Below are 13574 nucleotides of genomic sequence, written 5' to 3'. Positions count from 1 at the left end.
AGATTTTTAAACTAAATTCTTATTCACTAATTCAATCCATTATTTTTAATGTCCTAAAATGTCTTTCAATACATCTGATGCAGGATCCATTCCCTGTGCACCAATCAATAGTACAACATCATCATTATCTGCAGTTTCCATAATGTATCCTAAAGCATCATAGAGCTTTTCAAAATGATTGTACTTGATATGCTTTTCATCCAATTTGGCAAAGAATATGTCCTTTTCAAAGTCTTCAACATAATTCAAATGGTCCACCAAATCAACACTTGAGGATAATGTTAGGTAAATCTTTCTTTTCTTAGCGCTTGGGTCCTTTTCAATCAAGTCATCATTTCTGTGACGCAATTCCTTGATCACTTCTGCCAAAGCCTCTGAATTAAGGCCATTCAATGTCTCTCCACGTGAACCTCTGATTGCACAAGCTACATACAAGTCATTCTTATCCAATTGCTCTACCAAGTCATAGCTTGCTCTTACGGTGTTCTTTATTCCATCAGGATTATGTGCAAAGTCATCAATGACTATAGGCTCATCGTAAAGTCTTGTAAACCTTCTGCTTAAAGGCCTGTAAGTTTTAACACCATCTACAATATCCTCAATTGGAATCTCCAATGAAATGCATGCAGAAATTGCAGAAAGGATATTTCTGATAAAATGCTCTCCAGTGAATGGAAGATCTTCAAAGCTTAGAATTGACTCGCCATTATACTTTATCTTTTTTTCATCTCTGTCAAAATAGACTTTCTTATCACTGTTTGCATCATAATCTTCAATAAGGCCTTTTTCCATTGAAGTGAAGTAAGCATCAACGCCATCATTTAAAAACTGTTTCATGTTCAAGACATTCTCATCATCAAAATTAAGGACAATTCCACCCTTGTTTGTAGCTTTAACTACACCGGAAGTCTCTTCGAAAACATCTTCAATTGAGTTTACAAGGCCAATATGGTCCATTGCAACATTGGTCACCACACCAACATCAGGATTGATTGCTGAAGACATGATCAATGCATGGTTTTTCATCAAGTCTGTTCCCCAACCTTGCACTTCTGAAACTTCAATTACAAGATAATCGAACACTTCCTTGTTTGGAATGTCACATATGAAATTGAATAATCTCGGATCCACTCCCTGATTTGCCAAAACCTCTTCTGAAATCAATTTTGCAACCATTGGGTCAATCAAGGTATTGAATTCGGATTTTGCATCGGTATTTGTAAATACATTGTATCCTGCATGGGATAGAATATGATAAATCATATGGGAACTTGTGGATTTGCCGTTTGTTCCACTTATCACCACTCTCTTACAGTCAGGAACCAAATTGTCAATTGTCCATTTGATTGCGAATGCATTTGCAAATTCGATTCTATCAACTACAATCACTGGAAACTGGAGCTTTTCAGCCATTTCCAAAGCATCTTCCTTAGGAGTCAAGGTGATTAGGCAAGCCACATTCTTGTCATTTGCTATTTCAACACCCTTGCCGTTAATCCAATGCCTTATTACAATATCTCCCTCTTGAGCTTCATTTAAGGTTTCAAAGATTCCTGTAAATCCATTTGAAGCTTTATAGCTATTGGACCCATAGATCTTTCCCCCAATAGAATCTGCAAGCTGGTCGATAGAAAAAGTGTTTAAAGAAGATACTGAATCTGCTAATTCATTTAAAAAATATGTTTTTGACATTTCAATCCCTTAATGTGTTTTTAAGAATAAAAAATTAAATAAAAATAATTGTTAAATTAATTGAAAATTGTTAAATTAACTGATAATAAATTGATAATAAATTGATAATAAATTAAATTGTTTATAGTTTAATTTGAAATCTTATGAAAAGAGGTAAAGTTTTCCTAAAATTCCAATTGCACATACAAGTACAGTAAGTAGCCAATAGCTTAAAACAATCTTGATTTCAGAAATTCCCTTGTAATTCAAGGTATGATGCAAAGGCTCTACAGGCAAAGTTATTATATGAGCTCTGTGCATTAAGCTTATGATTGTTGATACGATTGGCACAGCCAATGCAAGCAAACCAAAGTAAGGCATGTCAGTTAAGAACACTGCTGCAGCATAACCTGTACCTAAGATAAATGAACCGGTATCTCCCATGAATATTGAAGCAGGATACCTATTGAATACTAAGAATCCAAGACAAATTGCAGTCAAGAGTCCAAATGGATAAAGTGCTGTTGGATTTCCAAACATGTATCCGTAAACACAGCATGCAAATGATGCAATAGCTATTATTCCAGCAGCCAAACCATCCATACCATCAATAAGGTTTACTGCATTGATTGCACCTAATACACCTATGATTAAAACAGGATATGCCAAAAGGCCTAAATTGAATCCACCGCAAGTTGCTACAGCACCTGTAAATGCCAAGAATAAACCAGGCAATAGCTGTACAATGATTTTTACTCCTTCACTTGGCTCGTATTTGATTGGAATTTCAGCAACAATCTCAAGCTTGCCCTCATCAACCAATGCGCCAACCTGTTCTTTCGCCTTGTCAGTGGTGATTCTTGCCTCTTCACCAACACCTAAATCAAGCAATCCTATAGGAACCACAGAATCGCTGATATTTTTAACTACCTTTTGATATTCCTTCACTCTAAGACCTAATAGGTCATCAAGCAATCCCATTACTCCACCGGTAAGCATGATAAATGAAATGATCAAAATATCTGTGTTTTTATAATATAATGAAAGAATAAGCAAAATAGCAAATAAGAAAGCTATTCCTCCCATTGTAGGGGTTCCTGCCTTATGTCTATGTTCACTTACTATAGGATTGTCAGACAAGTCTGCATCCCTTAATGTTTTCCTTACAAACCAGGTGAATATCACTGTTGCAAAGAAAGTTATTAAAAACATTATAATTATTTTTGTCAAATCCATATTCATCACACTAATTAATCACACTGAATTCTTAAAAAATATTAAAAATTCATATTATAATATAATATTTTATAGTTAACCTAATATTTATATTTTTATTTATAATAAAAAAATGATATTACAATGATATTATCATTTCAAAGTGATAACATCAAAAAACACCATAAAAAATGTATTTAAATGAAAAGAGGATTTAAAAAAAGAATTTGAGAATTAGATAAATTCTTTAAAAAAGATAATGTTAAAAAAATTAGAAAAAAAGAGTTAAAATAATTAAAAAATAGGATTAAAAAAATAATAGTACTGAAAAAATTATAATTTTATTTAAAAGCTATAATCATTTCCAGTTAATTCCTTAGCTATTTCAAAGGTCTCTTCTCGAGTATTTCCCCTAATGGTTACCCTTTGGTATCCTTTAGGGCCATGAACAATGAAATTGCCATTGATGTATTCCTTTACAGGTTCTTGAGGAGCAGGTCCTTCATAATCACCTATTGGAATCTCTAAAGTGCAATAGCTTTTCATTTCCTTTTCAAGCTCTTTTACATCGAATTTGCCAATTGCAATGTCTACAAGCAAGTTCAATGGATTTAAGTCTGTGCAGGCAAAGGAAAGGTATCTTGTACCGCTTGGACGAGTGTTTATTTCAATTGCATAAACCTTGTTTTCCTCTTTTGAATAAATCAAGTCCATATCAATTGTTCCTTCAGACTTAAGATTAGTTGCAATGTGCTTTGCAATTTTTCTAAACTCTTCATTATCCATATTTTCAAAGTCACAAGGACCATATCTGAGTCTTTTGATTGGATGAATTCCTTCCAAATTGGTTTCTCCCTTGTAAACCGGTACCAAAGGCAAGTAGTCGCCGTTCCATCCAATAACTTCAATTGAGACTTCAGATCCTTCGATGAATTTTTCAATCAAAGCTGTTTCAAAATTCTCAAAGTAATCCAAAACATCACTAAATTCATTTGTTATGCAAATATCCTTACCGCCTTGGCCTTCTCCTTGCTTTAAGACAATAGGGAAATCAAATCCTAACTTTTCTATAAATTCCTCTTCAGTGTCAAAGTCATTTCCATTCAAGACATTTGCAGGAGGAACATTGAGATTGATTGATTTAAAGAATTCCTTGGTTTTTATCTTATCGGATGCAATGGATACAGCATTCACATTGGAGGAGATTACTGGAATATGATGCTCCTTCTCTATTTCCTCCTTCATTATAGCTACACTCATCAATGGAGGGTCTATTCCTAAAAGGGGAACAATTGCATCAACTTCCTCCTCAATAGCTATTTCCATTGGTTTATCCATCCCTCTTGGAACTATATAGTATTTTGTAGGCAAATCCAAATTAGGAGCTTCCTCGTTTGATTCGGTTATTATGCTTTCCACTCCCAATTTATCAACATGATAAGCTACATCATCGTATAATCTTGATCCAATAAACAGTACTTTCATAAAATCACATAGAATTCTTTAATCTATTAATATATTTAAAATCGTATTAAATATAATTTACTAAAAAATAAAAAGAAAAGCAGTATTTTCAATAAATTAAGTATAATAAAAGTATAAAAAAAGTTTTTAATGCATTTAATATGCTAAAATCTTATCGAAGAGCAATTTGACAAGCATGTCTGATGACTCTTTAACATTATCAGACAACTCAAATGACAAGTCCATGATTTCAGGTTCAATTCCAATGAAGAGAATGTTATACTCCTTTTCCAACTGCAAATATTTGATTAGATATGCTAATGACATTGAGTGTGTTGAAATGCTGATATCCACAATATTGTCCTTATTAACTATGTTTATCTCACCTGCTTCTTTTTTCATCAGACTTGCATCAATCAGTATGATATGAGATGGGTCAAGTTTCTTAATAAGTCCTGTAAAGTTCTCAGGAACAGATCCACCATTGATTAAAAATGTTTTATCCAACCTTTCAATCAATGACTCATTTACATCAACATTTAATTCGTCCATATACGAATCAAGAGCCTCATCTAGAGGTGTATTTCCAGTGTTAATATCATTTACATTATCAAAAAACTCAAATTCATTATCTTGATTTTTAAGTTCATTCTTAATGATTTCTTGATTATTATCATTTAGATTTGATTTATTTAAGATATTTTTCTTTAAAATAGATAATTGATTAATTATATATGGTCCTAAACCATCATCTCCACGAATATCATTTCCTATACCTAAAATAAGAAGACTATCGCAGTTTTCTAAAAATAAATCAATATTTGAACTTATTTTATCAAAATTATTTAACATTTTATCACATAGAATACATTTGAAAAACTTGAAAATTTTTACACTTGAAATGCAACTAAAAAAGTATGCATTCAATATATTTCACATCAATTGAATATCATACATTTTAACTAAATTTTATTGAATGAATACCTATTTTACCATTAAAAATTACCATATCATTGATGAATGATTTCTAAAACATCAGTCTTGATGGTTTCAACTCCACCACCCATCACATATTCCAATCCAATCCTTACTGAATCTCCACAACTCACTTCAGTCTCTTTAATTGGAATCAACATTTCAGGATTTAGCATTGGGGTAGGTCCGCAGATAATGTTTTCATTCAATTTGGTAAAGCTTGTTAGTTTAATGCCGTTAATCTTTAATTTATCTTCTTCAATATTAAAATTTTCTTTAAAATTGAATTTCTCATATTTTTCTTGACTTAATTTCTCTTCAAAGCCCATTTCATCCAATTCTTCCTTACCATATATCTTTAGTTCTATTTCTGCAGAGAAATTGCAATCGATTTCATTCATAAAGTCAAATTCACTATAAACAACAGATTCGCCTAACGAAATATAGATTGGACTGTATTCATCATCTTCATATTGAATGAAATGATTGTTCATGAATATTGCTTCAACTGAATTGATCATTCCTCTTGGTATGATTTCTCCATCATCATTAAGGAATTCCCTAGCACGATTCAATACAGGAACTTCCTCTTCATCTATCAATGCAGTATCCAACATTTCACATATAATCAGGTCAGCTTTTTCATTTAATTTGCTGAAATCAAAGCTTAATAAATCATCATTGACAACTTGTATCTTATCGAATTCTTTAAGGTTCTCTTTAGCTAATTGATAGGTTGAATTATTTAATTCAATAGCTATAATCCTACCCATATATTCACTAGCAAAATAGCTTAAAACTCCAGAGCCGCATCCCAAGTCAAAAGCTACCTTACTATTTGAACAATTGGAATCCCCACCATTCCTTATTGCATAATCATCAATAGCTTCCTTGAAAGCGCTAAGTCTTTCATAATCTCTTAAAAGCTTAAAATGATATGAATTTACATTGAATTTCATAATAACACTCAATCAATAAAGATTATAAAAAATAGATTAAATTGACATTTTGAATATAAAATATATTAAAAATATTTAAATAAAGACCCATTAGATAACTAATGAACCTCCAATTAAAAAAAATTAAGAAAAAGTTAATGATTAATGAACGTGGTCGATATCATGTTCATGGCTATGTTCATGATCTAAGGACTCACCATTTGCTGTAGAGGTAAGTTTTACATGCTCTACACCTTTAAGTCTCATCATTCTTTCGGTAAGGTCTCTGATTTGTGTAACATCACCATTCACAACAATGACTTCCATACAGTACTTGTGGGTCATGTGAATGTGCATGCTTGCATTGATTTCCTTTCTGAAATCATGCTGGATGTTTGCAAGGCTTTCCATAACACCTGTGAAATGATGATCGTAGATAATGGTGATTACACCTACTCTTTGACCCTCCATTTCATTCATCCATTGATATCTTAAAATGTAATCGCTTAAAGCATCACGAATACCTTTTGAACGTGATTGATAACCTCTGTCTTTTAAAACTTCATCAAATTCAGCCAAAAGCTTTTTTGGCAAAGACATACTTATTCTCATCATAATTAAACACCTAAAACTACAATACAAATATTTAATAATAATTACCATTTATTAAAAATATAATAAAAAACACACCATTATTATTAACTAATAATATTTTATTACTTTCTATAATATAAATATTACTAAAAATAATACAAATTTCCAATAAAATATTAAATGTGGTTAAGTAATAAAAATTGATATTGAATACTTAATGCATTCAATAAAAAATATTATATTAAACTTAAAATAAATGATTGATTATGACTAAAAAAACCATTAATGGCATTACTATTAATTATGAACTTGAAGGGGAAGGAAAAACCATTGTTTTTGTACATGGATTATCAGATAGCTTAGCATATTGGAAAGTGCTAAGCGAAAACCTAAAGAATGATTATCAAACATTGATTTATGACTTAAGAGGACATGGAGAATCCTCTGATGATGATAGAAACACCACAATTGACTTGTATCAGGAGGATTTATATCAATTGCTTAAATCCTTAAATATTGAAAATGCTGTTTTTGTAGGGCTTTCATTAGGTGGAAATGTCATATTGAACTTGGCTGTAAATCATCCTGAAATGGTCAATGGGCTTGTTGTCATGTCAAGCTTTCCTGAACATGATGAAAAATTGAAAAATATCTTTGATGACTTTGATAATGCAATAGATGAAGGATTCGTTGAATTCTTCGATACAATCCTGCCTTACACATTACCTGATGATATTCTTGAAGAACATAAGGAGCTCCTGGAAAACGTTAAGGTCGAAGCTGCAAAGACTGCAAATATTGAAGGAATCAAAAAGGGAATCAATGCGGGATATGGATTTAACCTTTCAGACAAGTTAAATGAAATAAATGCCCCTACACTCGTTATTGCTGGTGAAGAGGACAATTTAACCACATTAGATATTCAAAGAAAAATAAGCGATAACATCCAAGATTCTGAATTGATTGTTCTCGAAAAAACAAAACACAATATATTGATTGGCAGAAATATTGAAAAAGTATTGAATATCATTAATGATTTTATGTCAAAAATAGGATAAAAAAATTAAAAACTAAAAAAAAGTAAAATAGTGAAAAAGTGAAAAAAGCAATGAATCTGATTATTATAAAATCTTATAATAATCCCCATTTTTCCTATAAACAGCTTTAATAAGCCCCTTATTTTCTAAAGACAATAGGATATGATACATTCTAAAGTCAGATAATTTCAAATCACCATATAGAAGATTTCCTTCGATTTCATATCTTGAAACAAATCCCTTATCATCTGCTAAAGACTTAATTATTTCAAAGGATGCCTTTTCCTTTTGGTTCAATTCAGCATTTATCACATCTTCTTTTGAATCTACAGTGTTAATTGTTGCATCAACTTCCTTCAATTGAACTGTAGAGCCATTATAGAACACCAACCCCTTAGACTTCAAGCTTTTCAAAAGATCATTGAGGTCATGCTCATACATACCCAAATCATCTTTAAGGAGAGAGACATCTATCTTTTCTTCCTGATATGATTTAATTTGATTTAAAACTTCTTCTTCTGCTTTTGTAATTGTAATCATAAGTAAAACCCTATTTTTAAAAAATATTCTTTTTCTGATTTAATTATATTATGTTAAACATTATAAATAAACTTATAGACAGCAGTTGAAAAGTAAAATCTTAAAAAAAAATGGAATAAATAAAATTTAAAAAAAGTGGAATAACAAAAATAAGTTAAAAAGAGTTAAAAATAGTAAGAAAAAGTAAAAGAAAAGATAAAAAAATGAATAAATCACTTATTCATCTTTTAATCTGTGAATTGCATCTTTTGCACCGTATTGCACAAAAGAGCTTTCATCATTTAATAATTCTTCGAGTTTTGGAAGAGCTTCCTTAGCGTCAAGTGCTCCTAAGATCCAGCAAGCACAGGTTCAATAGCTTCATCACCCATAGTGGTTAAAGCTGTGGAAGCTTCTCTTCTTACCAATTTGTTTCTGTCTCCTAAAGTCTTTACAAGTGCAGGAATAGCTCTTTTATCACCAATAGCTGCTAAGATTTGAGCTGCACCAATTTTAATGTCTTTGTTTCTTTCATCTAAAGCTGCAATAAGAGGTTCAACTGCTTCTTCACCTTTAAGTTCAAGCATGCCTATTGCTTCTTCTCTTACAAAATCATCAGAATCCTTTAAATCTAATATAAGATCATCAATAGATTTTTCCATATTATTACCATCCTAAAATAATTATAAAAATTTAATTTATTCACCAATCATCCAATTAATGAACTCTTAATTTTATTATAAAGTTAAATGTACTTAATTATTATTCTTATTCTGACCCCAATATAACAAAAATTTTAAAATTTTTGCAATTGTCAAAATAATATAATATATAATTTTAATATATGCGAACTAATATTTAAAATTATGTTTTTTGAGAAATGCGAAAGTGCCATAAAACCGTGAAAGCATGTACATGTATCCATAAATAAACATGATTTTGTTGAAAAACAGTTAATTTACTGCAAGTATTGGAGCATATTTTTACCCTTTTCGGTAAGCCTGTACATTTTTGGAACATGGTACTCTGGATTAATCACATAGACCAGTTCATGCTCACGAAGGTCCTTCAATTTCTTGCTGACATTGTTAGGGTGAAGATTCATTTTTCTGGAAATCTGTATTGGTCTTAGAAAATCCTCGCCTTCAAATGACATGAGCACCTTTTCTCTAGTTGGTGCATTTTTTATGTATGCTATCAAGATTAATGTCTCATCGTCCATAGAAATAGTTTGTAGTTTTTAAAGAAAAAGTTAATATCCAAATAGCTATTTAATAGATATTTGATAGAAAAAATAGAGTAGTTGAAGAAATAAAAAAATTAATAATTTTTAAGGATCTATAACTTTCTTAATTTTATTAAATTCTTCATCAGACAATACGGGTGTTAAATCTGAAATATCCACTTCCTTACCAACATTAGCAAATCTTTGACCTCTAGTTCTACTTAAAAATTGAGGATTTTCTAATTTATAAACTCTAAGAACCCAAACATAAGGAGTTTTTCCACGAATAAATTTATTCACATGATTTTTATTCCAAATATGAAATCCAACTAAAGCACTTACTTTTCTAGGACTTTTATTTATAATTTTTTCAACCTTAGCATAATATTTAATCTCATATTCTTTTCCTTTAGCATTTGGTAATAAATTTTCTTCAACAAAATAATGATAATCTTCCTTAAAATTGTTTAACACATTTTCATTCTTCGCATAAGATATTGTAGGATATAATAAAAATTCTTTAATAGCAGTAGGATTATTTCTTATTAAAATTGTTTGTTTTCCTTGACCTAATGCTTCAATAATAGCATTCCATTCATTTAAACATCTTGTAATTTTAGCCATATAAATCACTTAAACATTTTTTTAGCCAAACATGTATGTGTTTTTTAGATTAATTAAAAGAACAGGATTTGAACCATTAATTGTTTGTCAACTTATCCATTTCTGAATTAATTTTACTAATTAAAACTTTTTTTTGATTTTTTAATTTAAATGCTTCTTCAATCATTGAAGATAATTCTATGATTTTATCATCACTTATAAGAGGGATTTTAAACTCCTCAATACGAGGTTTTCTTAAATGAGGAATTGTAGAAGCATATACTGTTCTTTGTATTGCTTGATATTGTCCAACTTCTTCCGTGATCAAATTTAGGAATAAGTAATAAGGATTAATATTAATGGCTCTTATAACAGCTAATCCTGAAGCAATAAAGACTTTATCATGTTCTGTTATCATGCCCACACAACCAATTTTGCCATCTTTTGTAAATATTATATCATTAGGACAAATGTCCTGATTAATTTCATCACCAACTGATTTCTCAACAAAAAAATCAGGTTGCAAATCCATTTGATAATTATAAACATCTGAAGTTCTAATAAAAGGATAATCTCCTTCTTTTTTATTTAAATAATCTATGTAATTATCTCTACCTACTTCAGACCCAGTAAAAATTTTAACTGCTCCTTCTTTAGAATTTAATGTAATATAAGGCCATTTATTTTCTATCTCATTTGCAATTAGCTTATATTTGTAGTACGAAAATTTAGGCGTCCATAAATCCCCTTCTATAATGTCTGAAAGCATAGTAGAATATTCCGTCTTCTCAACAATTGAATCAAAATCAATATTTAAATATTCTCTAAATTTCAATTTTGCATCAATTATTAGTTTATTCGATTTGTTTTCACAAACTATTGCTTCTTTATAATAGTTAGCAATTTTTTCTTGAAAATCTTTTGATGGTTTTATAATTTGTAATTGTTTAATTTTAGGATATGTCATTATTTTATGAGTATTTGATGTAAATAAGCAATTAATTTGTTCTTTAACTAAGTTTGAATTTAAATAAGCAGATAAATAATAAGGATTTATGAAATCTTTATTTATTTCCATTTTCACTAAATTTTGATTAATATTAGCTTCTTCAAAATCTAATGGAACAATAGCAGAAGAACCAATATGGCCTATTGTTGTAAATAACACATCTTCAGCAGCTAAAGCAGATCTTTGTAATTTGCTATGTTTCTCTTCAGAGATATAAAACCCATCAAACATACTTATATCAAATGATTTTATAGAAGAATTCTTAATAAATAGTACTCCTTCATCAACAAATACTTGTCCTGCATGTTCTCCATCAGTAATCTTTTCCAATAATCTTTCATCACCTAAATTAACAACTTCCATATCTGAAGGAATATTCATCAATTTATCTTCAAGAAAAAAATATTTAGCATCGAATCTTTCAGAACTAATTAATTTAGAATAATTTATAGTTTTAGTAATTAACATTTAACCTACACCATTCATGATATTTTTCTGCAACACGACTAATGTCATCATCATTAGTAAATTTTCCTTTTCTATCATGACCACAAGTATCACATACAGCCATAAATATTGGATAATCATCTGGAATATCTTCTTTAGATAATTTTTTCAATATTAAAACACTTGTTTTAGTGCTTGTATGAGGCATAAAAGTTTCTAATGGCACATCAATAACTGCTAATATTTGAGCATTTTCAGATATGTATTGTCGCAAATAACCTAATTTATCATTACCTAAGACTCCATCAGGCAATACAATACCCATTTTACCTCCAGGAACAAGCAAATCAAGACATCGTTCTATAAAAAGATATTGTGGAGCTTCTTTATCTTTTAATTTACCCATTTCCCAACTTTTATCTTTTTTATTCTTTTTCCACTTATGACCTACTTTAAATTGTTTTAATATATCTTTACCTTCCACTTTTATTTTTTCACCGAATGGCGGATTAGTAACAACAATATCAAAACTATTCAAACTAATTTTATTTTGTGTTTTAAAATCCCATTCTTTAGGAGATACTAAGGAATTTTCACAAAAAATACCTCCTCTACCATCACCTAAAATTGCCATATAGGCTTTACAAACTTTTGTTAAGAAGGCATCTTTATCAATACCTCTAATTTTATCAATTGCAACTTTTTGTTTTTCAGTTTCAATTTCGTTATCTGGCCAATTATATTCCTTACCGAAATCATCGACTTCAGCCCATACATGTCTTAAAGCTTCAATTAAAAAGCCACCACTTCCACATGCAGGATCTATAATTAAATCATCTTTTGTAGGGTTTAAAATATCAATAATCATTCTCACAACATTCCTTGGAGTAAAAAATTGCCCTTGCCCTCCTTTTAGAGCACCATCAATAAAAACTTCAAACGCATCTCCTATTGCATCTCTTTTTGATTCCAATAAAGAGAATTGTTGCAGTTCACCTACAATGTATGCAACAGATTTTGAATCTAATATGATTTTATCAGTTTCATCAATAATATCTGAATATTGTAAAGTTACTAATTCAAATAATTTTACTATTCTTTCTTTAACATCATCAAAAGATTCATTTTTACCTGCTCGGAACTTTACCATATCGTCAGGTTTTGTGAATTTTTCATCATAGATTTTACAAAAAATGATATTTATCAATTGTTGTGCCAAAACTTCATCACGAGAAGCCCCTACAACATTTGGAGCCAAATAATTCCTCATAGTTGAAAAGATAGATTTTAAGTTTTCAGCAGGCTTTAAGTCTTTCCTTTTAAATCTACCTATATCCTCAACTCTTTGTCCTGCTTTTGGTATGTTCGGTAAAGTGTCATCAAAAATTATTTGTCCATCTTTTTCAATTTTTTCTAAAAATAATTTTTCATTTCCATTAAACCAAACTCCTAATCTTGCTTTTGAAAAACGCAAATAGTCTTCTAATTCAGTTCTTCCATCTTTACGATTTGGTTTTTTACATTCTACAATTATTAGAATATTATCATCATTAATGTTGTCATCTTTAAAAACTGCAATATCTACAGGGTACTCTTTTTTAGTATCGCTAGGTCTAGCTTTAACTCTCCACTGAGGGTGAGTAACTATCTGACTTTTTTTGTAACCGTAATCTTCAACCAGCATTCTGGAAAAAACTTGAACTGCTTCTATTTCTTCAGGTGTAGCATATACTTCTTTTCCTGAAATATAATCTATAATTTTTTCTTTAGCCATCTTAATCACTGCATTTTTAAAATTAAGTAAAAATTAAGCTTACAATTTAAGAAATCTTCCCAATTATAATCTAAAAATAAATCTCTCAATTGAAGAAATTTTA

General features: G+C 29.9%; 13 protein-coding genes. 1 reads left to right on the top strand and 12 read right to left on the bottom strand.

Annotated elements, in window-relative coordinates; translation table 11 throughout:
* Nucleotides 1-45 precede the first annotated feature (45 nt).
* From QZU90_RS00825 to nikR, 6 genes are all read right to left on the bottom strand, one after another.
* On the bottom strand, nucleotides 46-1692 hold the full coding sequence (locus tag QZU90_RS00825) for a Mur ligase family protein (protein ID WP_296854909.1): 1647 nt from the start codon (nucleotides 1690-1692) through the stop codon (nucleotides 46-48).
* A gap of 141 nt (nucleotides 1693-1833) precedes the next feature.
* Entirely contained in the window at nucleotides 1834-2907 is a 1074-nt protein-coding gene (locus QZU90_RS00820) for a glycosyltransferase family 4 protein (protein WP_296854907.1), read from the bottom strand.
* A 324-nt stretch (nucleotides 2908-3231) separates the two neighbouring features.
* Nucleotides 3232-4371: an ATP-grasp domain-containing protein gene (locus tag QZU90_RS00815; protein WP_296854905.1), complete on the bottom strand. Its 1140-nt coding sequence runs from the start codon at nucleotides 4369-4371 to the stop codon at nucleotides 3232-3234.
* A gap of 135 nt (nucleotides 4372-4506) precedes the next feature.
* A complete protein-coding gene (locus QZU90_RS00810; protein ID WP_296854902.1) occupies nucleotides 4507-5202 on the bottom strand; it encodes a hydrogenase 3 maturation endopeptidase HyCI in 696 nt (231 codons plus the stop codon).
* Between the two features lie 158 nt (nucleotides 5203-5360).
* Nucleotides 5361-6284, bottom strand: coding sequence for a methyltransferase domain-containing protein (locus QZU90_RS00805; protein WP_295605877.1), 924 nt, complete (start codon nucleotides 6282-6284; stop codon nucleotides 5361-5363).
* A 141-nt stretch (nucleotides 6285-6425) separates the two neighbouring features.
* Nucleotides 6426-6878: a nickel-responsive transcriptional regulator NikR gene (gene nikR / locus QZU90_RS00800; protein WP_295605875.1), complete on the bottom strand. Its 453-nt coding sequence runs from the start codon at nucleotides 6876-6878 to the stop codon at nucleotides 6426-6428.
* Nucleotides 6879-7123: 245 nt separating this feature from the next.
* Between nikR and QZU90_RS00795 the strand changes: the two genes are divergently transcribed.
* Nucleotides 7124-7915 carry an alpha/beta fold hydrolase gene (locus QZU90_RS00795; protein WP_296854899.1) on the top strand — a complete coding sequence of 264 codons (792 nt, stop codon included), beginning with the start codon at nucleotides 7124-7126 and terminating at the stop codon, nucleotides 7913-7915.
* A 63-nt stretch (nucleotides 7916-7978) separates the two neighbouring features.
* Here QZU90_RS00795 and QZU90_RS00790 read toward each other — a convergent pair whose 3' ends face one another.
* The 6 genes from QZU90_RS00790 to QZU90_RS00765 form a co-directional block, all read right to left on the bottom strand.
* Nucleotides 7979-8434: a hypothetical protein gene (locus tag QZU90_RS00790; RefSeq protein ID WP_296854896.1), complete on the bottom strand. Its 456-nt coding sequence runs from the start codon at nucleotides 8432-8434 to the stop codon at nucleotides 7979-7981.
* Nucleotides 8435-8763: 329 nt separating this feature from the next.
* Nucleotides 8764-9075 carry a HEAT repeat domain-containing protein gene (locus QZU90_RS00785; RefSeq protein WP_296854894.1) on the bottom strand — a complete coding sequence of 104 codons (312 nt, stop codon included), beginning with the start codon at nucleotides 9073-9075 and terminating at the stop codon, nucleotides 8764-8766.
* 296 nt (nucleotides 9076-9371) lie between these two features.
* Entirely contained in the window at nucleotides 9372-9569 is a 198-nt protein-coding gene (locus QZU90_RS00780) for a transcriptional regulator (RefSeq protein ID WP_296854892.1), read from the bottom strand.
* 174 nt (nucleotides 9570-9743) lie between these two features.
* The gene (locus QZU90_RS00775) at nucleotides 9744-10262 is read right to left on the bottom strand and encodes a DUF1802 family protein (protein ID WP_296854890.1); all 519 of its coding nucleotides are present in this window, start codon (nucleotides 10260-10262) and stop codon (nucleotides 9744-9746) included.
* Nucleotides 10263-10338: 76 nt separating this feature from the next.
* Nucleotides 10339-11718 (bottom strand): restriction endonuclease subunit S, encoded by a 1380-nt coding sequence (locus QZU90_RS00770; protein ID WP_296854888.1) that lies wholly within the window; start codon nucleotides 11716-11718, stop codon nucleotides 10339-10341.
* On the bottom strand, nucleotides 11705-13471 hold the full coding sequence (locus QZU90_RS00765) for an N-6 DNA methylase (RefSeq protein ID WP_296854886.1): 1767 nt from the start codon (nucleotides 13469-13471) through the stop codon (nucleotides 11705-11707). The genes QZU90_RS00770 and QZU90_RS00765 overlap by 14 nt, the downstream gene beginning before the upstream one ends.
* Nucleotides 13472-13574: the final 103 nt, after the last annotated feature.

This window comes from uncultured Methanobrevibacter sp., assembly GCF_902784195.1.
Classification (GTDB): Archaea; Methanobacteriota; Methanobacteria; order Methanobacteriales; family Methanobacteriaceae; genus Methanobrevibacter.
The sequence above is the reverse complement of the archived record's forward strand: the minus strand, read 5'-3'. Positions and strand labels throughout refer to the sequence as shown.